This window comes from Pseudomonas sp. (assembly GCF_051660785.1).
Lineage (GTDB): Bacteria > Pseudomonadota > Gammaproteobacteria > Pseudomonadales > Pseudomonadaceae > Aquipseudomonas.
On sequence record NZ_JBOFQE010000093.1, the window covers coordinates 1 to 19,612 of the forward strand.

At 57.6% G+C, this 19,612-nt stretch carries 14 protein-coding genes and 4 tRNA genes; 5 read left to right on the top strand and 13 right to left on the bottom strand.

The window, feature by feature from the left end:
- Positions 1-225: 225 nt before the first annotated feature.
- The gene (locus tag ACRC4F_RS26890; protein WP_438662083.1) at positions 226-774 is read left to right on the top strand and encodes a cytochrome b; all 549 of its coding nucleotides are present in this window, start codon (positions 226-228) and stop codon (positions 772-774) included.
- Between the two features lie 164 nt (positions 775-938).
- Here the strand turns inward: ACRC4F_RS26890 and ACRC4F_RS26895 are convergent, their stop codons facing one another.
- Together ACRC4F_RS26895 and ACRC4F_RS26900 are read right to left on the bottom strand one after the other, a co-directional pair.
- Positions 939-1,865, bottom strand: coding sequence for a 1-aminocyclopropane-1-carboxylate deaminase/D-cysteine desulfhydrase (locus tag ACRC4F_RS26895; RefSeq protein ID WP_438662084.1), 927 nt, complete (start codon positions 1,863-1,865; stop codon positions 939-941).
- Between the two features lie 156 nt (positions 1,866-2,021).
- Positions 2,022-4,061 (bottom strand): oxidoreductase, encoded by a 2,040-nt coding sequence (locus ACRC4F_RS26900; protein ID WP_438662085.1) that lies wholly within the window; start codon positions 4,059-4,061, stop codon positions 2,022-2,024.
- A gap of 208 nt (positions 4,062-4,269) precedes the next feature.
- Here ACRC4F_RS26900 and ACRC4F_RS26905 point away from each other — a divergent pair, with 208 nt between their 5' ends.
- Together ACRC4F_RS26905 and ACRC4F_RS26910 are read left to right on the top strand one after the other, a co-directional pair.
- Positions 4,270-5,400 (top strand): carbon-nitrogen hydrolase family protein, encoded by a 1,131-nt coding sequence (locus ACRC4F_RS26905; RefSeq protein ID WP_438662086.1) that lies wholly within the window; start codon positions 4,270-4,272, stop codon positions 5,398-5,400.
- A gap of 3 nt (positions 5,401-5,403) precedes the next feature.
- Positions 5,404-6,444: an AraC family transcriptional regulator gene (locus ACRC4F_RS26910; RefSeq protein ID WP_438662087.1), complete on the top strand. Its 1,041-nt coding sequence runs from the start codon at positions 5,404-5,406 to the stop codon at positions 6,442-6,444.
- A gap of 347 nt (positions 6,445-6,791) precedes the next feature.
- Here ACRC4F_RS26910 and ACRC4F_RS26915 read toward each other — a convergent pair whose 3' ends face one another.
- The 11 genes from ACRC4F_RS26915 to ACRC4F_RS26965 form a co-directional block, all read right to left on the bottom strand.
- The gene (locus tag ACRC4F_RS26915) at positions 6,792-7,631 is read right to left on the bottom strand and encodes a DUF2242 domain-containing protein (RefSeq protein ID WP_438662088.1); all 840 of its coding nucleotides are present in this window, start codon (positions 7,629-7,631) and stop codon (positions 6,792-6,794) included.
- A gap of 231 nt (positions 7,632-7,862) precedes the next feature.
- On the bottom strand, positions 7,863-9,734 hold the full coding sequence (locus ACRC4F_RS26920) for a SurA N-terminal domain-containing protein (protein ID WP_438662089.1): 1,872 nt from the start codon (positions 9,732-9,734) through the stop codon (positions 7,863-7,865).
- A 233-nt stretch (positions 9,735-9,967) separates the two neighbouring features.
- Positions 9,968-10,240: an HU family DNA-binding protein gene (locus tag ACRC4F_RS26925; RefSeq protein WP_002552737.1), complete on the bottom strand. Its 273-nt coding sequence runs from the start codon at positions 10,238-10,240 to the stop codon at positions 9,968-9,970.
- Between the two features lie 147 nt (positions 10,241-10,387).
- Positions 10,388-12,784 carry an endopeptidase La gene (gene lon, locus ACRC4F_RS26930; protein WP_010458711.1) on the bottom strand — a complete coding sequence of 799 codons (2,397 nt, stop codon included), beginning with the start codon at positions 12,782-12,784 and terminating at the stop codon, positions 10,388-10,390.
- A gap of 163 nt (positions 12,785-12,947) precedes the next feature.
- Positions 12,948-14,231, bottom strand: a complete 1,284-nt coding sequence (clpX, locus tag ACRC4F_RS26935) for an ATP-dependent Clp protease ATP-binding subunit ClpX (RefSeq protein WP_007946893.1) — start codon at positions 14,229-14,231, stop codon at positions 12,948-12,950.
- A gap of 112 nt (positions 14,232-14,343) precedes the next feature.
- Positions 14,344-14,979, bottom strand: coding sequence for an ATP-dependent Clp endopeptidase proteolytic subunit ClpP (gene clpP, locus ACRC4F_RS26940; RefSeq protein ID WP_438662090.1), 636 nt, complete (start codon positions 14,977-14,979; stop codon positions 14,344-14,346).
- A 93-nt stretch (positions 14,980-15,072) separates the two neighbouring features.
- Positions 15,073-16,383 (bottom strand): trigger factor, encoded by a 1,311-nt coding sequence (gene tig, locus ACRC4F_RS26945; protein WP_150653066.1) that lies wholly within the window; start codon positions 16,381-16,383, stop codon positions 15,073-15,075.
- Between the two features lie 401 nt (positions 16,384-16,784).
- Positions 16,785-16,860, bottom strand: a tRNA-His gene (locus ACRC4F_RS26950).
- A gap of 78 nt (positions 16,861-16,938) precedes the next feature.
- Positions 16,939-17,023 (bottom strand) — tRNA-Leu (locus tag ACRC4F_RS26955).
- A gap of 54 nt (positions 17,024-17,077) precedes the next feature.
- Positions 17,078-17,153 (bottom strand) — tRNA-His (locus tag ACRC4F_RS26960).
- Positions 17,154-17,185: 32 nt separating this feature from the next.
- Positions 17,186-17,262 (bottom strand) — tRNA-Arg (locus tag ACRC4F_RS26965).
- Between the two features lie 275 nt (positions 17,263-17,537).
- Between ACRC4F_RS26965 and folD the strand changes: the two genes are divergently transcribed.
- A complete protein-coding gene (gene folD / locus ACRC4F_RS26970; RefSeq protein WP_438662091.1) occupies positions 17,538-18,392 on the top strand; it encodes a bifunctional methylenetetrahydrofolate dehydrogenase/methenyltetrahydrofolate cyclohydrolase FolD in 855 nt (284 codons plus the stop codon).
- Between the two features lie 236 nt (positions 18,393-18,628).
- Positions 18,629-19,567 (top strand): D-alanyl-D-alanine endopeptidase, encoded by a 939-nt coding sequence (pbpG, locus tag ACRC4F_RS26975; RefSeq protein WP_438662092.1) that lies wholly within the window; start codon positions 18,629-18,631, stop codon positions 19,565-19,567.
- The last annotated feature ends 45 nt before the right edge of the window (positions 19,568-19,612 follow it).

Consider the following 19,612-nt stretch of genomic DNA (forward strand, 5'->3'; position numbering starts at 1 on the left):
GAGGCTTGCCCGCGAAGACGTCTGAACATTCAACAGGGATGTCGGATGGCAGGACGCCTTCGCGGGCAAGCCTCGCTCCTACAGAGGACTGCGGTGCTTTTTTCTGTCTGTTGCCTGAACCAGCGCATTGAACCATTACCTGGATCAGGCAGACCTATCGAATCAGGCTTACAGTTAAGGAACACCGTCGACCAAGAACGGTGGCCGACCTGTGAGGAACACCGTATGCCGTGGAAGAATTCCGACTCACGCTACAGCACCGTGTCGATCACGCTGCACTGGTTGATGCTGGTTCTGCTGGCGCTGGTTTACGCCTGTATCGAGTTTCGCGGGATCTTCCCCAAGGGCAGCGGTGGCCGGACGCTGATCACCGAATCGCACTTCATGCTCGGCTTGACGGTGTTCGTATTGGTCTGGCTGCGGCTGTTCGCGCGCAGCCTGGGCCCCGCGCCGCAGATTTTCCCGGCTTCGCCTCGCTGGCAGACCACGCTTGCCAGGTTGATGCATTGGGCCTTGTACCTATTCATGATCGCGATGCCGATTCTCGGATGGCTGGTGACCAGCGCCAAGGGACATCAGGTGATGTTCTATGGCTTTGACCTGCCGTTGCTGGTCTCGGAGGACAAGGCGCTGGCCAGGCAAATCGAGGGCTGGCATGTGTTGGGCGGCACCCTCGGCTATTGGCTGATCGGCCTGCACGCGGTGGCGGGGATTTATCACCACTATGTCGTGGGCGATAACACACTGCTGCGGATGATGCCCAAGCGCGGCTGAAAAACACCGATCCCTGTGGCGAGGGAGCTTGCTCCCGCTGGGCTGCGAAGCAGCCCCAATACCTGCGACCGCATCCGCTCTGGCACAGCGCGTTCAATGGTTTTGCGCCTGCTGCGCAGTCGAGCGGGAGCAAGCTCCCTCGCCACAAAAGCATTCGGTAACTTTTACAGTGTTGAGGTGAACCCCCGACAGCCCTGCAAGCCGCCGGAGTGGATGAAAATCAGCCGCGTGCCCTTTTCAAATTTTCCAGCTTCGACATGCTGCTTGAGCATCAGCAGTGCTTTGCCGGTGTACAGCGGTTCAAGCGGAATACCTGTGACTTGCTCGGTCTGGTCGATGAAGTCGAGTAACTGCGGATCGACTTTGGCAAAGCCGCCACGGCTGGCGTCGAGCAGCTCATAAGCCGTTTCCTTCACACCCGCCTCTCGTACAATCGATTCGACCTGCTGCGCCACACCATGATCGTCGGGCACTGCAAGCGCGCCATATACCGGATGCTCCCCCGCCTCGGCCAGCACCAGGCCGGCCAGGGTCGTGCCCGTTCCGCAGGCCAGCCACCAACCGTCGTAATCGCTCCAACCGAGGTTGCCCAGTTGATCGAGGACCATTGCCTTCAACTGCATGCAACCCTGCGCACCCGGCAGACCGCCGCCCCCTTCGGGCACCGGATGCAGGTCGGGATACTGCGCCTGCCATGGCTGCCAGAAACCCGGTTCATGCCGCGCGCGATACCCGCCATAACCCAACCAGTGCAGCTGCATGCCGAACGCTTGCAAGTCCATTACCGTCGGCGTTTCTTGCGGATGACCGCGCAGCAGGCCAACCGTTTTGAAACCGAACCGGTTGCCGGCGGCGGCCAGTGCGTGCAGGTGATTGGAATGCGCTCCGCCGAGGCTGATGATGCCTTGGGCGCCGATCTGGTCTGCGGCTTTAAGATGTTCGATGAGCTTGAACCACTTGTTGCCGCTGATCAGTGGGTCGATCTGGTCGAGGCGCAGGATGGCGACTTCGATATTGGCTGAGGTGAGCCAGTCGAGGTGCAGGGGTTGGAGCGGGGCTTGAGGGAGCCAGTGGTTGGGAGGGAGAAGCATGGGCGTCTGATTGTGCTCGGAAAGGTCCGGCATTCTAGTCGCTCATAGGCAGCCATCGCGAGCAGGCTCGCTCCCACACTGGATCTATGCCGCACTGAAGATCCACTGTGGGAGCGAGCCTGCTCGCGATAGCCATTGGCACGCTCGACCTGCAGATTACAACTCAGCAGCCAACCGCGACCCCTGATTGATCGCCCGCTTGGCATCCAGCTCCGCCGCCACGTCCGCGCCGCCAATCAAATGCACGTTCTGCCCTGCAGCCACTAACCCGTCCTGCAATTCACGCAGCGGATCCTGCCCGGCGCAGATCACAATGTTGTCCACCGCCAGCACCTGCGGCTCGCCGGTTTCGCCGATGCGGATGTGCAGGCCTTCGTCGTCGATCTTCAGGTATTCGACGCTGTTGAGCATCTGCACCTGCTTGTTCTTCAGACCGGTCCGGTGAATCCAGCCCGTGGTCTTGCCCAGCCCGTCGCCAACCTTGGATTTCTTGCGTTGCAACAGGAACACTTCCCGAGCCGGTGCATGAGGCTCAGCCTTGATGCCGGCAACACCACCGCGCGCTTCCAGGTGCGTATCAATGCCCCACTCCTTCCAGAATGCTTCGCGGTCCTGACTGGTGGCCACGCCCTGGTGAACGAGGAATTCCGACACGTCGAAACCGATACCGCCCGCGCCAATCACCGCGACGCGTTTGCCGACCGGTTTACGCTCAAGGATCACGTCCAGGTAGCTCAACACTTTGGCGTTTTCCACGCCGGGAATCGCCGGCGTTCTTGGGGCAATGCCGGTGGCCAGGATGATTTCGTCGTAACCGCCCTCCACCAGTTTCGCCACATCGACACGGGTGTTCAGGCACACCTCGACGTTGGTCGTCTGCAACTTGCGGTTGAAATAGCGCAGGGTTTCGAAGAACTCTTCCTTGCCCGGTACACGCTTGGCAATGTTGAACTGACCGCCAATCTCGCTGGCCGAATCAAACAGCGTCACCGAATGCCCACGCTCCGCCGCCACAGTGGCCGCGGACAAACCCGCAGGACCGGCACCGACCACGGCGATTTTCTTGATCTGCTGCACCGGCAGGTAGTTGAGCTCGGTTTCATGGCACGCACGCGGGTTCACCAGGCAACTGGTCAACTTGCCGCCGAAGGTGTGGTCCAGGCACGCCTGGTTGCAACCGATGCAGGTGTTTATTTCATCGCCACGGCCAGCGGCCGCCTTGTTGACGAAGTCCGGATCGGCGAGGAACGGCCGCGCCATGGACACCATGTCGGCGTCGCCTTCAGCCAGAATCTGCTCGGCCACTTCCGGAGTGTTGATACGGTTGGTGGTGATCAGCGGAATGTTCACCGAGCCACGCAACTTGGCCGTGACCTTACTGAACGCCGCACGCGGCACCTTGGTGGCGATGGTTGGAATCCGCGCTTCGTGCCAGCCGATGCCGGTGTTGATGATGGTCGCGCCGGCCTGCTCGATGGCCTTGGCCAGGGTCACGATTTCTTCCCAGGTGCTGCCGCCTTCCACCAGGTCGAGCATCGACAGGCGGAAGATGATGATGAAGTTCGGGCCGACCGCTTCGCGTACACGGCGGACGATTTCCACCGGCAGGCGCATCCGGTTTTCGTAGCTGCCGCCCCAACGGTCGGTGCGATGGTTGGTGTGTGCGGCGAGGAACTGGTTAATGAAATAACCTTCCGAGCCCATGATCTCGACGCCGTCGTACTCGGCTTTTTGCGCCAGGGTCGAGCAGGTGACAAAATCGCTGATTTGTTTCTCGATGCCTTCCTCGTCCAGCTCTTTAGGCTTGAACGGGTTGATCGGTGCCTGAATGGCACTCGGCGCAACCTGTTTCGGGCTGTAGGCATAACGGCCGGCGTGAAGGATCTGCATGCAGATCTTGCCGCCCGCCTCATGCACCGCACGGGTCACGATCTGGTGCTTGAGCGCTTCTTCCTCGGTGGTCAGTTTGGCCGCGCCGGAATACACCCCGCCCTCATCGTTCGGGCCAATGCCGCCAGTGACCATCAGGCCGACACCGCCGCGAGCACGCTCGGCGAAGTACGCCGCCATGCGTTCGAAGCCACCAGGCTTTTCCTCCAGACCGGTGTGCATCGAACCCATCAGGGTGCGGTTGCGCAGCGTGGTGAAACCCAGGTCCAGCGGGGCCAACAGGTGCGGGTAATGAGCGGCGGCCATTTGTAACTCCACATCGAGCGATCACGGAAATATGCAGGAGCTCTTCGGCTCCCATCAGTCATGCTGGACAGACTAAGAGTCGCGCCCCTGTCACTCAATGACCCAAACTGACAACTTATTGATCCAAATGTGCAGCGCCCCTTGGCAAGCGCCGGTATGGGCCCTACCCTAGTCGCGAACCCTGCACACGGCTGTCGACTGCTTTCCCATGCGCAAACTTCTGTACCTGACTTTCTCCATGGCGTTGATCGCCGCCCTGACGACCTACGCCATGTGGGCCGCGGACCGTCCGGTGGGTCATTACCTGTCGGACCTGCGGATCAATCTCGCGGTCGATCAAGGCACACCCGCCGACCGCGGCAATCTGCTGGGCATCCAGCCCGAGCTGTTCCCCACCGACTATCAAAGCCCCGAACGCCTGCACCGCAAACTCGCCGCCTATTTGCAGCAGGCCCAGGACCAGGGCCTGCTCAATGAAAAGACCATCGTCGTGCTGCCTGAACACATCGGCACCTGGCTGATGGTCAGCGGCGAGAAAGATGAGCTGTACCAGGCGACCACGCTGAAGGAAGCGATGAACTGGCTGGCGGTGAGCAATCCCCTGCAGTTCGTCCGCGCGCTGATCAGCGCCAAGGGCGAAAGCCGTCTCGACGACGCTCACCTGCGGATGAAGGCCAAAGACATGGCCAAGGACTATCAGGCATTGTTTGGCGGGCTGGCAAAGGCGTTCAACGTGACACTGGTGGCCGGTACGATTGTGTTGCCCGAGCCAAGCATCATCGACGGCACGCTGAAAGTCGGTCGCGGCGCTTTGTATAACAGCAGCGTGGTGTTTGGTCGCGACGGTCGGCCGGTCGGCCAGCCGCAACGCCAGATGCATCCGGTCTTCGCTGAAAAAGACGTTATCGAAGCCAATGGCGAGCATACGCTCAACGTCGTCGACACCCCGGCCGGACGCCTGGGCGTACTGATCGGCAGCGACAGCTGGTACCCGGACAATTACCGCAAACTCGACGCTCAGGGCGCCCATCTGGTGGCGGTCCCCGCCTATGTGGTCGGCCGCGACACTTGGGACAAACCATGGCGGGGTTACAAGGGGCTGTCGACACCCGGCTCCGTCAGCCTCAAGGCCGGTGAGCTCAGCGAAGGCCAGGCCTGGCATCGCCTGACACTGACCGGCCAGCCGCCGAGCAGCCAGGCGATTGCCGGCATGAGCGTGTTCCTGCGCGGTCAGTTCTGGGACAAGGGCAGCGCGGGGCAAAGTTTTCTCAGCAACAACGGGCAACAGTTCGCCGACGGCAACGCCCGTGGCGCGCGTTTGCTGAACCTCTGGTTGTAGACCATGAAACCGCTGCCGATGCGCCTTGGGGATCTGTCGGTGGGCTTTGTTCACAGCCTGGCCGACGCCGTGCGCAGCCATGGCGTGGACCCGCAACCGCTGCTTGAGCAATACGGCCTCGATGCAGCGCGTCTGGCCGAGGCAGGCGCCCGGCTGTCGATCCCGCGCTACATGCGTTTGGGACATGGTGCCATTCAACTGACCGACGACCCGGCACTGGGTTTGCGCATGGGCCAGCTCAGTCGCTTGAGTCAGGCCGGGCTGGCGGGGGTCACCGCCGCCCAGGCACCGACGGTTCGAGAAGCGGCACGCTGCCTGATTCGCTTTGAAGCCTTGTATGGCTCCAACTATCGTGGCCAGTCGAGCTTTCATGAAGACGCTCAGGGCGCATGGCTGCGGTTCTATTCCATCAGCCCTTACAACGCCTACAACCGCTTCGTGGTGGATTCGATCATCGCCGGGTGGTTGCACCAATTATCCAGCGTGAGCCCTGCCCCGCTTCGCGCAGAACGGATCGAGATCGAGTTCTGCGAGCCGGATTACCGTGAGGCGTATGCGGTGCTGGGTGACTGCCCGATTCAGTTCGGTGCCGAACAGAATCAACTGCGCCTGAGTCTGGCCAGCCTCGCCCAGCGCAACCCGGAGCATTGCCCGAGTACCTGGCGACATTTGCTGCAACTCTGTGAACGGGAACTGGAGCAACTGACACGCACCCGCAGCTTGCGTGAACGCATCACTCAGTTGCTGGGGCCGTTGCTCAATGGTGGCCGGGAACCCGACCTGGAAGAAGTGGCGGCACGCCTGAAGCTGCCGACGTGGACCTTGCGTCGCAAGCTCGCCGAGGAAGGCACACAATTTCGAGCCATTCTCAACGACACTCGCCGCGACCTGGCCATGACCTACATTCGTGACACTGAACTGGCGTTCGGTGAAATCGCCTACCTGCTGGGTTTTGCCTCAGCCGAAGCTTTCCAGCGAGCCTTCAAACGCTGGAACGGCCAGACACCCGGCGAGTTTCGCCGCAGTCATCGCCAATCCGCGTGATGCCTACAGCTCGGTAGCGTCTTCCGCTGGCTCCAACGGGTCCAGTTCAAACGCCTGATACTCGAGCAGCTCTTCTTGATAATCGTCCATTGTGAAATCCCCCTGCCACTCGTTTAAAAAATGCCTGAATAAATGACCTACGCCTTAAGCATAAAGTGCCCGCATGAAAGAAAAATGACGCGGGCATACCGCTCAACGGCTACTTATAAAACGTAGCAGGCGGTCAGGCATTTATCACAGGATTTTTTCGATAGAAGCTGGAGGACTACAGCCCGGGTTGACGCGGATCAATCAAGAAGCCATTTCGGGAACGGTGTCATCTGACACGGTCCCGAGATGTAGTGCGATTACTGGTTCGCAGGCATGGCCGAAATAGGCTCGCTCGGTGGCGGCAGGCTGGATTGCGGAGGTGGCGTAACGGTTTCCGGGGACGGAGCCGGTTCCGGATTTTCAACCGGGGTGATCGGCGCTGTTTCAGGCGGCGGTGCTACAGGCTCCGAGGCTGCAGGGGCTGGAGCAGGTTCAGCCGCAGGCGCTGGCGCAGGCGCTGGCGCAGGTTCCGTCGCAGGGGCCGGTGCCAAAGACGCCGGAACAGCCTTGGCCTCAGGCATGCCCAGGTCGGTCTTGGGTTTCTCGGGAATATGCGCAGCCTTCTTCGCTTCCGCCGGCAGGAACAACTCGACCAGCGCAAAGAAACGCTCATAGAACTTGGCTGACGAGACGGTTTCGCTGGCCACCTTGACCATCGAATCGTCGGACGAGCCGATCGGCATCGACACCGAACCCAGTACACCCACACCCACGCTGGCGGAGTTGTTGGTCTTCTTCAGCGCATAGCGGTCCTGCAGGGCGTTGGCGAACATGGTCGCATGATGCCCTTCGCTACCGTCGTCGGCACAGACCACACTGAAGCTGATCTCCATGTGGGTCTCGCCGGTCTGCTGGAAGCTCTTGTGGCCGCTGACCAGTTTCGGGTCGGCGCTGGTAATGATGTAGCCCTGACTGAGCAACGCCCGACGGGCGGCTTCGCAGGTTTGCGCATCCGTTACCGGGTAATTGCGCGAAAACGTCCCGGAGTCATCGAAGTTCTCATGCTCATAGATGGGGGCTTTCTTCGACGAGCAGCCGGCAGCAGTGGCCAGCATCAGCGCCAGCCCGGCAACACGCATGGGAATTGATTTAAACATTGAACATCCTGAGGAAAACGATCCGGGGCGTATTGTGCAACAGATCGATGCTTAGCGGAGCATCGATTAGTGTATTGAAACAGTTACAAGTGTAATGACTGCCTTTGACAGGAAAAAGTCGTTCGGTAAAACCTCCAGGCGACGGGTAGCACCTCTCAATTTTCCCCACGCCCATAAAAAACCCCGGCCTTTCGGCCGGGGTCTTTATGTCGCGGGAAACTCATTCAGGCATCAGAAACGCTTGATGTCCGCTTCCGCTTCGAGCTGCTTGCGGTAGGCCGCAAAGTCCTGCTGGCCAATGCGCGAGGCGAGGAAGCGACGGTACTGAGCCTTCTCTTCGTCGGTCGGCGCTGCGGCTTCGTTCACGCCGTTCAGGCGCACGATCACCAAGCTGCCATCGGCCAGGGTCACGCTGCTGAAGGTCGGTTTGTCCTTGGCGGCAGGCTTCGGCATACGGAACAGCGCTTGCAGCACAGTCGGGTCAATCCCTTCCTGAGCGCGGGTCGCGCCTTCAGTCACCTTCCAGTTCTGACCGTCGATCGCCTTGTTCAGCGGGGTCTTGCCATCGCGCAGGCTGGCGATCAGCTCATCAGCCTTGGTCTTGGCGGCAGCACTGGCGTGCTCCTTGGCCAACTGCGCACGAATGCTGGCATTCACGCTTTCCAGTGGCAATTGCGCAGGCTTCAGGTGTTCCTTGGCGCGCAGCACGATCACGGTTTCCGGGTCCAGCTCGATGGCGGTGCTGTTGGCACCTTCATCCAGCACTTCAGGACTGAACGCAGCGGTGACCACGGCACGATTGGCCGAAACACCTTCGCCACCCTCACGGCCAAACGGCTTGGAGGTGTGAACGGTCAACTTCAGGTCTTGTGCCGGCTGGGCCAGATCGGAAGATTCGAACGAGGAGTCTTCCAGTTGCTTGGTCGCCTCGACGAAACGCTGCTCGACCTGTTGGGTTTTCAGCTCGCGGGTCAGCTTGTCTTTCAGGCTGGCAAGCGTCGGAACTTCTGGTGCTTCAACGCCCAACAGCTTGATCAGGTGGAAACCGAAATCGCTGCGAACCGGTGCCGACACCTGATCCTTGGCCAACGCATACAGCGCGGTTTCGAATGCAGGATCGTAGACGCCAGGGCCTGCATAGCCCAGGTCACCGCCGTTGTTCGCCGAACCTGGATCCTGGGAGAATTCCTTGGCCAACGCCTCGAATTTCTCGCCTTTGGCCAGACGCGCCTGAACTTCTTCGATCTTGGCCTTGGCTTGCGCCTCGGTCACCTTGTCGTTCACTTCGATCAGAATGTGCGCAGCCCGGCGTTGCTCGGACAGGTTGGCGATTTCTTTCTGATACGCCGCTTGCAGGTCTTCGTCCTTGACGGCGACCTGATCAAAGAAGGAAGACTTCTTCAATTCGAGGTAATCGATGACGACCTGATCCGGTGTCATGAACTCCTTGGCGTGCTCGTCGTAATAGGCCTTGACCTCATCATCAGTCACCTTCACCGCTGCCGGGTCAACCTTGACGTTGAGGGAAGCGAAATCGCGGGTCTGTTTTTCCAGACGAGCGAAGGCCAGAACCTGTGCATCGGTCACAAAACCGCTACCCGCCAGACCAGCACGCAGCTGACCGATCAGCATTTCCTGAGCCAGCATTTGGCGGAATTGCATGCGGCTGTAGCCGAGCTGACGAATCACCTGATCGAAACGCTCAGGACTGAACTTGCCGTCGACCTGGAATTCAGGCGTTTGCAGGATCACTTGGTCCAAAGCCGCTTCGGAGAAAGCGAATTTCGATTTTTCTGCGCCTTGCAGCAGCAGCTTGCGGTCGATCAAGCCTTTGAGGGCCGATTCGCGCAGCATTTTTTCGTCGAGCAAGGAAGCATCGAAATCCTTGCCGAGCTGTTGCATGAGCTGACGGCGTTGCATATCGACCGCCTGGCTCAGCTCGTTCTGGCTGATTTCTTCACCGTTGACCTTGGCCGCGTCATTACGACTGGTCGTGGCCTGAAAAATGGCGTCGAAACCGGTCAAAGCCATCAGTGCAACGATGACCCCGATAATGGTCTTGGCAATCCAGCCTTGTGAATTGTCCCTGATATTCTGCAGCATGCGTCCCCCAGAAACGGTTGAACTTCAAAATTAGGCAACCGTGGAGCGTGGGTAGAATCCGGATAGAAGAAAGGCGCATCCGGGGATGCGCCTTCTCGTAACTGGCGGAGCGGACCGAGGGTTCGAACTTGCGACCCTCGGTGTCTCGGACCGGCAACTTGCCGACTGGACTACCGCTCCGCTGCCAGGTCAGGCATGACCCCGACCCGGATAGGCAAAAACCTGAATCGAACTTAGTTGACAGCTTCTTTCAGTGCTTTACCGGCTTTGAAACCTGGTTTTTTGGCTGCAGCGATTTCCAGCGTCTTACCGGTCTGTGGGTTACGACCAATGCGAGCTGGACGATCGGTAACGGAGAAGGTACCGAAACCAACCAGAACAACGGAGTCGCCAGCCTTGAGAGCGCCAGTGACGGATTCGATTACAGCGTCCAGCGCACGGCCAGCAGCAGCTTTCGGGATATCAGCGGATGCAGCGATAGCATCAATCAGTTCCGACTTGTTCACTCTAAGTCCCCTTATATCTATTTGAGTATGATTCTAAGTTTTTTGGTGAAAGCAAAAACGAGTGCTGAATGGCCTACAGACACTTAAGAGCCGCTTTATAACAAGGGCTCTAAAAAGCTGTCAACAAGCCACTCAGGCAAATGCGTACTAATGCGTGCTAATTCTTTCCTTAGAGTCAGACTCGCGTTTTTCATCCTTTGCAACTATCTCTGGAACCACATCAGGCAGCGGCTCCGGCGCGTATTGCAGCGCAATTTGCAGGACCTCGTCAATCCATTTAACCGGTTTAATCTGCAGATCTTGCTTGATATTGTCAGGAATTTCCTTCAGATCGCGTACGTTCTCTTCAGGAATGATCACTGTCTTGATCCCGCCACGGTGAGCGGCCAACAGTTTTTCTTTCAAACCGCCAATCGCCAACACCTGACCACGCAGGGTGATTTCGCCGGTCATCGCGACATCCGCACGAACCGGGATCCCGGTCAATGCAGACACCAGGGCCGTGCACATGCCTACGCCAGCGCTAGGGCCGTCTTTCGGAGTAGCCCCTTCGGGCATATGGATATGCGTGTCACGCTTCTCGTGGAAGTCCAGAGGGATCCCCAGGCTTTTCGCACGGCTGCGGACAACGGTCAGCGCGGCAGTGATCGATTCGACCATGACATCGCCCAACGAACCGGTCTTGATCAACTGGCCCTTGCCCGGCACGACAGCGGCTTCGATAGTCAGCAGCTCGCCACCCACCTGAGTCCATGCCAGCCCGGTAACCTGACCAATCTGATCCTGAGATTCGGCAAGACCGTAGCGGAATTTGCGCACACCCAGGAAGTGTTCAAGCATTTCGGCCGTGACCTTCACCGAGAAGCGTTTTTCCAGTGCGTGTTCTTTGACCGCCTTGCGGCAGACCTTGGCAATCTGGCGCTCCAGCCCACGCACACCGGCTTCACGGGTGTAGTAGCGGATGATGTCGCGAATCGCTTCGGCGTCGAATTCCAGCTCGCCTTTCTTCAGGCCGTTGGCCGTAATCTGCTTGGGCGAAAGGTATTTGACGGCGATGTTGATCTTCTCGTCTTCGGTGTAACCCGGCAGACGAATCACTTCCATCCGGTCGAGCAGCGCCGGCGGAATATTCATGGAGTTGGAGGTGCAAAGGAACATCACATCGGACAGGTCGTAGTCGACTTCCAGATAGTGATCGTTGAAGTTGTGGTTCTGCTCAGGATCGAGCACTTCCAGCAACGCCGACGCTGGATCGCCACGCATGTCGCTGCCCATTTTGTCGATTTCATCGAGCAGGAACAGCGGGTTGCGGACGCCCACTTTTGTCATCTTTTGAATCAATCTTCCTGGCATCGAACCGATGTAAGTCCGTCGATGACCACGGATTTCCGCTTCATCACGCACGCCGCCAAGGGCCATACGGACGAATTTACGGTTGGTGGCGTGAGCGATCGATTCCGCCAAAGAGGTTTTACCCACCCCCGGAGGACCGACCAGGCACAACACCGGACCGCGAATTTTCTTCACGCGCTTTTGCACGGCGAGGTATTCGAGGATCCGCTCTTTGACTTCTTCCAGACCGTAGTGGTCTGCATCGAGAATGTCTTCTGCGCGAGCCAGGTCCAGACGGACTTTGCTCTGAGCCTTCCACGGCACCTGAACCAGCCAGTCGATGTACGAACGCACCACGGTCGCTTCCGCGGACATTGGCGACATTTGTTTCAGCTTGTTCAGTTCGCCCTGGGCTTTGGCCAAGGCATCTTTCGGCAGGCCGGCGGCATCGATGCGCTTTTTCAGCTCTTCGATTTCGTTGTGGCCTTCGTCGCTGTCGCCGAGCTCTTTCTGAATGGCCTTCATCTGCTCATTCAGGTAGTACTCGCGCTGACTGCGCTCCATTTGTTTCTTGACGCGACCGCGAATGCGTTTTTCGACTTGCAGCAGATCGATCTCGGCATCCAGCAACGCCAGAACGTGTTCGACCCGGGCCGACAAATCGATGATTTCGAGGATTTCCTGCTTCTGCTCGATCTTCAGGGCCATGTGGGCGGCCATGGTGTCGACCAGGCGACCTGGCTCGTCGATGCTGTTGAGCGACGACAGGACTTCAGCCGGGACTTTCTTTCCCAGCTGCACATATTGTTCGAACTGAGCCAACAGGCTGCGCACAAACACTTCCGACTCGCGTTCAGGCGCGTCGACTTCGTCGATCAGCGACACTTCGGCACGGCAGTGGCCGTCCACTTCGCTGAAGCGCTCCACGGCGCCCCGCTGCTCGCCTTCGACCAAAACCTTGACCGTGCCATCAGGCAGCTTCAGCAGCTGCAAAACGGTAGCAATGGTACCTACGCGATAAAGTGCATCTTCACCGGGATCGTCGTCAGCAGGGTTTCTCTGAGCCAGCAGAAGGATCTGCTTGTCGCCCGTCATCGCAGCCTCGAGGGCTTCGATGGATTTCTCGCGCCCCACGAACAGCGGGATAACCATGTGCGGATAAACCACAACATCACGCAATGGCAGGAGAGGCAATTCGATGGTTGTCTTCATGATTTCGCCTCTACGGCGGCCATATGGCCGTAAACAGATGGAAGTAAGCTTGAAACCAAGATGGGGGCTGCTTTGAAAAAAAACAAGCACAAAGAGGGAGTTAAAAAATGCTTTAAAAGAAAAGGGGCCCGAAGGCCCCTTCTTTGTTCCAGCTGCCTGACGCTTAAGCGTCTGGCGCAGCCTTGGCAGCCGGCTCACTGTTTTCGTAGATATACAGTGGCTTGGACTTGCCTTCTATAACGCTTTCGTCGATCACTACTTTACTCACCTCGGACTGCGAGGGGATTTCATACATAGTGTCGAGCAATACACCTTCGAGAATCGAACGCAGTCCACGGGCACCGGTCTTGCGTTCCAGGGCACGTTTGGCGACCGATTTCAGTGCGTCGGCCCGGAATTCCAGGTCCACGCCTTCCATCTCGAACAGCTTGGCATATTGCTTGGTCAGAGCATTTTTCGGCTCGGTGAGAATCTGCATCAACGCAGCCTCATCAAGCTCGTCCAGCGTGGCAAGAACCGGCAGACGACCGACGAATTCCGGGATCAGACCGAACTTGACCAGATCGTCAGGCTCGACTTCACGCAGGGACTCACCGACTTTCTTGCCTTCTTCCTTGCTGCGCACTTCTGCGTTGAAACCGATGCCGCCCTTGGTGGAACGGTTTTGAATAACCTTTTCCAGACCGGAGAATGCGCCGCCGCAGATGAACAGGATGTTACGGGTGTCGACCTGAAGGAATTCCTGCTGCGGATGCTTGCGACCACCTTGCGGCGGAACGGAAGCGACCGTGCCTTCGATCAACTTGAGCAGGGCCTGCTGCACGCCTTCACCGGAAACGTCCCGGGTGATCGACGGGTTGTCAGACTTGCGCGAAATCTTGTCGATCTCATCGATGTAGACAATGCCCATCTGGGCTTTTTCTACGTCGTAATCGCACTTCTGCAGCAGCTTCTGAATGATGTTCTCGACATCTTCACCCACGTAACCCGCCTCGGTGAGGGTGGTTGCGTCAGCGATGGTGAACGGAACGTTCAGCAAGCGGGCCAGTGTTTCGGCAAGCAGGGTTTTACCCGAGCCTGTCGGGCCGATCAGCAAGATGTTGCTTTTGCCGAGTTCGACGTCGTCATTCTTTTTGTCACGCTGGTTCAGACGCTTGTAGTGGTTGTACACCGCTACGGCCAGAACCTTTTTCGCACGCTCCTGACCAATCACGTACTGATCAAGGATGCCGCTGATTTCTTTAGGCGAAGGCAATTTATGCGCGCTGCTTTCGGCCTGGGCTTCCTGCACCTCCTCTCGGATGATGTCATTGCACAGGTCGACGCACTCGTCGCAGATAAAGACCGAGGGGCCGGCAATCAATTTGCGCACTTCATGCTGGCTTTTGCCACAGAAGGAGCAATAGAGCAGCTTGCCGTTGTCCTCGCCGTTGCGGGTGTCAGTCATTCGTTCGATCCAAATCCGATAGGCTTGCAACACAAGATGAAGGCTATTGCGGGCTTTTTCAAGCCCGCTGGTGATCGGACCAGCCGACCCGCCTTATTTTGAGCTGCTTATTTTAAGCGGGGCGCTGAGTGATCACTTCATCGATCAACCCGTAGTCACGCGCGGCTTCTGCACTCATGAAATTGTCGCGGTTGGTATCGCGCTCGATCTCTTCAAGCGTGCGCCCGCTGTGCTTGGCCATCAGCGTGTTGAGACGTTCACGAATGAAGAGGATTTCCTTGGCATGGATTTCGATATCCGACGCCTGCCCCTGGAAACCGCCCAGTGGCTGGTGAATCATCACGCGTGAGTTCGGCAGGCAGAAACGCTTGCCTTTGGCACCAGCGGTCAATAGAAACGCGCCCATGCTGCATGCCTGACCGATACAGGTGGTCGACACGTTTGGCTTGATGAACTGCATGGTGTCGTAGATCGACATGCCTGCCGTCACCGAACCGCCCGGGGAGTTGATATAGAGATGGATGTCCTTGTCCGGGTTTTCCGCTTCAAGGAACAGCAGTTGCGCACAAATCAGGTTAGCCATGTAGTCCTCTACCGGGCCAACCAGAAAGATCACTCGCTCCTTGAGAAGACGCGAGTAGATATCGTAGGCGCGCTCGCCACGAGCGGACTGCTCGACAACCATCGGGACCAGGCCGCCTGCGGCCTGGATATCAGAGTTCTGCTGAATATACGAATTACGGAACATGCTCTGCAGTCACTCCCAAATAGTTATGTCTTGAATACGCATAAGCCAGCACGAAGGCTGGCTTATGGTGTGTGCTTCTTACCGCAAAAACGATCAGTCGGCTTGTGGAGCTTCTACCGGCTTGACCGCTTCTTCGTAAGAGACCGATTTGTCGGTCACGCTAGCTTTCTGCAGAACAGTATCCACAACTTGTTCTTCCAGCACAACCGAACGGACTTCGTTCAGTTGCTGGTCGTTCTTGTAGTACCAGGACACAACCTGCTCAGGCTCCTGGTAGGCCGAAGCCATTTCCTGAATCATTTCACGAACGCGGGCTTCGTCAGGCTTGAGGTCGAATTGCTTGACCACTTCAGCCACGATCAGACCCAGCACAACGCGGCGCTTGGCTTGCTCTTCGAACAGCTCGGCCGGCAGTTGATCAGGCTTGATGTTGCCGCCGAACTGTTGAACAGCCTGAACGCGCAGACGGTCAACTTCGTTGGACAGCAGAGCCTTTGGCACTTCGATCGGGTTGGTGGCCAGCAGACCGTCCATTACCTGATTCTTGACCTTGGATTTGATTGCCTGACGCAGCTCGCGCTCCATGTTCTTGCGAACTTCGGTGCGGAAGCCTTCCAGACCGGTTTCCTTGATGCCGAATTGAGCGAAGAACTCTTCGTTCAGCTCTGGCAGTTTTGGCTCGGAAACAGTGTTCACAGTCACGGTGAACTCAGCGGTTTTGCCCGCCAGGTCGAGGTTCTGGTAGTCCTCTGGGAAGGTCAGGTTCAGAACACGCTCTTCGCCGGCTTTAGCGCCGACCAGACCGTCTTCGAAACCAGGGATCATGCGGCCGGAACCCAGCACCAGCTGAGTACCTTTGGCGGAACCGCCAGCGAACACTTCGCCGTCAACCTTGCCGACGAAATCGATGTTCAGCTGGTCGTCATTCTGAGCGGCGCGATCGGCCACTTCAAAACGGGTGTTCTGCTTGCGCAGCACGTCCAGCATCTTGTCCAGATCGGCATCAGCCACGTCAGCGCTCAGGCGCTCTACGGTGATACCTTCGAAGCCAGCAACGGTGAACTCAGGGAACACTTCGAAAATAGCGACGTATTCGAGGTCTTTGCCAGCTTCCAGGGATTTCGGCTCGATCGAAGGAGCGCCAGCCGGGTTCAGCTTCTGCTCGACGACTGCTTCATAGAAAGAGGACTGGATGACGTCGCCGACAGCTTCCTGACGTGCATCAGCACCAAAACGGCGCTTGATTTCGCTCATCGGCACTTTGCCTGGACGGAAACCAGCGATCTTGGCTTTTTGGGCGGTCTGCTGCAGACGCTTGTTGACCTGAGTCTCGATGCGCTCAGCCGGCACGGTGATGCTCATGCGGCGCTCAAGAGCAGAAGTATTTTCAACAGAAACTTGCATGGATATTCCTCGTTGCACAGACGTTGGCCGGCCGTTTCCGACCCCAGAATCAAGGGCATGCATTCTAGTAGGTCAAACTCAAGAAGTCACCCTACTGAAAACGGGTAAAAACGCAGCAGGCAATTTATAGGTGCGAATGCGCGAAAGCATCTCGCCCCGGTGACAAATACAGCCATTCACGCCAGAGCTCTGCGCCAACCCTTCCATGTATGGAACAGGTTGCCAATCATCTCCCTGACAGCCGATCTTGCGAACAAGGCCGGCGGGCAACGCGGCATCATCGAGATACATAAATACGACGAAACGCCCTGCCCTGCGACCCAGAACCTGCAGCCGCCAAACACTCAAAACCCTGAAACAAAAAAGGCGCCAGACTGTTAAATCTGGCGCCTTTCGGAATATGGGGTGGACGATGGGGATCGAACCCACGACAACGGGAGTCACAATCCCGTGCTCTACCAACTGAGCTACGCCCACCATATTGCGTAACAAAGAAGCCAAACAGCTTCTTCGTCGAGCTCCAGCCAGACCAACCGGCATGAATGAAGCTTTATTTGGTGCGGATGAAGAGACTCGAACTCTTACGCCTCGCGGCGCTGGAACCTAAATCCAGTGTGTCTACCAATTCCACCACATCCGCGTGTAGCCGTTAAAGCAAAGGCGCCAGACTGTTAATCTGGCGCCTTTCGAAATATGGGGTGGACGAAGGGGATCGAACCCTCGACAACGGGAGTCACAATCCCGTGCTCTACCAACTGAGCTACGCCCACCATATTGCGCTACTTGTGCCAAAGCTGCCTAATGGCGCACCCGGCAGGACTCGAACCTGCGACCATCCGCTTAGAAGGCGGATGCTCTATCCAGCTGAGCTACGGGCGCCTTTTTAATCTGTACCCTTGAAGGACTACAAACTAAGTGCTTTCCAGTCTTGCAGAATCGTTATTCCGCTTGACCTTCTTAACCAGTGCTAGGCTGTGCCCGACAAGTGCGACGAATAGTATAGAGCCCCCCGTAGGGCGTCAAATCCTTTTTAAAAAAAATTCATTTAATTAAAGGGGTTAGGGGAATTTGCAGACCAAGCGCCTTTGCCCTCACCTCATGACATGCGAGAATGCGTTCTCTTTTTTTCCCCTCTCGATGGTTAATCACGCGCAATGACTGCACAACTAATCGACGGCAAATCGATCGCCGCCAGCCTGCGCCAGCAGATCGCCAAACGAGTCACCGAGCGCCGCGAGCTAGGCCTGCGCACACCGGGCCTCGCGGTGATCCTGGTCGGCAGCGATCCTGCCTCTCAGGTTTATGTCTCGCACAAGCGTAAAGACTGTGAAGAGGTCGGCTTCATTTCCCAAGCCTACGACCTGCCTTCCGAAACCACTCAAGAAGCACTGACCGACCTGATCGATCGCCTGAACGACGATCCGGCGATTGACGGCGTTCTGCTTCAGCTTCCTTTACCTGAACACCTGGACGCCTCCAGGTTGCTGGAGCGCATTCGTCCGGACAAAGACGTCGACGGCTTCCACCCTTATAACGTCGGTCGCCTGGCCCAGCGCATTCCGCTGCTGCGCCCATGCACGCCCAAAGGCATCATGACCCTGCTGGAAAGCACCGGTGCTGACCTTTACGGGATGGACGCCGTGGTCGTCGGAGCCTCCAACATTGTTGGTCGCCCGATGGCGATGGAACTGCTGCTCGCCGGTTGCACCGTGACTGTCACCCACCGCTTCACCAAGGACCTGGCCGGCCATGTCGGCCGTGCAGATCTGGTCGTCGTGGCCGCCGGCAAACCGGGCCTGGTCAAAGGCGAGTGGATCAAGAAAGGCGCGATCGTAATCGACGTCGGCATCAACCGCCAGGAAGACGGCAAGCTGGTCGGTGACGTGATCTACGAAACCGCCCTGCCCCGCGCGGGCTGGATCACACCAGTACCGGGCGGTGTCGGCCCGATGACGCGTGCCTGCTTGCTGGAAAACACGTTGTATGCAGCAGAAACACTGCACAGCTGAGTGCCCGTTTCGGCATAAGCGATGAGAAAAAGAACCCCGCCAATGGCGGGGTTCTTTTTGCCTGAAGTGAAAGCTCTACCATCCGCCGGAAAATGACTTTTTTTTCATGTTCCCAATGACTTTTACGTCCTGCTTGAACAACCATCGACAGTTATTCAGCCATACTCCAGAATGTCGCGCTTTTACGAAATAGCCCGTTACATAACGGCTTATCAACACCTTATGAGTCTGCCAGCGTGAAAATCCCTCTTTCCATCCTGAGCCTATTTTTTGCATTTACAGGGACGTTCATCACGCCAACGGTCAATGCCGCGGAAACGACTGCGGCCCCCCGAGAAGCGAAACAACTCAAGCTCGCTTCCGGCAGCTCTTTGCTGCTGGATATGCAGACCAACAAAGTCATCTATGCCAGCAACCCCGATGTGGTTGTCCCTATCGCCTCCGTCAGCAAATTGATGACCGGCCTGGTCGTGGTCGAAGCCAGGCAGAACATGGACGAGTACATCAATATCAACATCAGCGACACGCCAGAAATGAAAGGCGTGTTTTCCCGGGTCAAACTCAAAAGCGAATTACCGCGCAGGGAAATGCTGCTGATCGCCCTGATGTCCTCGGAAAACCGAGCAGCCGCGAGCCTGGCCCATCACTATCCGGGCGGCTATGTCGCGTTTATTGCCGCGATGAACGCCAAGGCCAAGGCGCTGGGCATGACCAGCACCCACTTCGTCGAGCCGACGGGCCTCTCCCCTCGAAACGTCTCTACCGCACGCGACCTGAGCAAATTGCTGATCGCCGCACATAAATATCCGTTGTTGACCGAGCTGAGCACCACCAAGGAAAAAACCGTCACGTTCCGCAAACCCAACTACAGCCTGGGTTTCCGTAACACCGACCATTTGGTCCGCAAGCCAAACTGGGACATCAAGCTGACCAAGACCGGGTTCACCAATGAAGCGGGTCACTGCCTGGTGTTGGTGACCAGCATGGGCAATCGCCAAGTGGCGCTGGTGATCCTCGATGCTTTCGGCAAGTACACGCATTTTGCCGATGCCGCCCGCATCCGCAGTTGGGTGGAAACTGGCAAAGGCGCAGAAGTGCCGTCGGTAGCCTTGCAGTACAAATCGGACAAGAATCTCAAGCACCGTCAGAGCGGTGTGGTTGAAGCGTCGAAATAAGTCCGCAACAGAAAAAACAAAGCCCCGATCATTCGGGGCTTTTTT

Bases quoted from the DNA above. Each gene is read 5' to 3' on its own strand.
- clpP (WP_438662090.1), bottom strand. From the start codon at position 14,979: ATGTTCCGTAATTCGTATATTCAGCAGAACTCTGATATCCAGGCCGCA.
- ACRC4F_RS26900 (WP_438662085.1), bottom strand. From the start codon at position 4,061: ATGGCCGCCGCTCATTACCCGCACCTGTTGGCCCCGCTGGACCTGGGT.
- ACRC4F_RS26915 (WP_438662088.1), bottom strand. From the start codon at position 7,631: ATGTTTAAATCAATTCCCATGCGTGTTGCCGGGCTGGCGCTGATGCTG.
- ACRC4F_RS26920 (WP_438662089.1), bottom strand. From the start codon at position 9,734: ATGCTGCAGAATATCAGGGACAATTCACAAGGCTGGATTGCCAAGACC.
- ACRC4F_RS26890 (WP_438662083.1), top strand. From the start codon at position 226: ATGCCGTGGAAGAATTCCGACTCACGCTACAGCACCGTGTCGATCACG.
- folD (WP_438662091.1), top strand. From the start codon at position 17,538: ATGACTGCACAACTAATCGACGGCAAATCGATCGCCGCCAGCCTGCGC.
- ACRC4F_RS26910 (WP_438662087.1), top strand. From the start codon at position 5,404: ATGAAACCGCTGCCGATGCGCCTTGGGGATCTGTCGGTGGGCTTTGTT.
- tig (WP_150653066.1), bottom strand. From the start codon at position 16,383: ATGCAAGTTTCTGTTGAAAATACTTCTGCTCTTGAGCGCCGCATGAGC.
- ACRC4F_RS26905 (WP_438662086.1), top strand. From the start codon at position 4,270: ATGCGCAAACTTCTGTACCTGACTTTCTCCATGGCGTTGATCGCCGCC.
- ACRC4F_RS26895 (WP_438662084.1), bottom strand. From the start codon at position 1,865: ATGCTTCTCCCTCCCAACCACTGGCTCCCTCAAGCCCCGCTCCAACCC.
- lon (WP_010458711.1), bottom strand. From the start codon at position 12,784: ATGAAGACAACCATCGAATTGCCTCTCCTGCCATTGCGTGATGTTGTG.
- clpX (WP_007946893.1), bottom strand. From the start codon at position 14,231: ATGACTGACACCCGCAACGGCGAGGACAACGGCAAGCTGCTCTATTGC.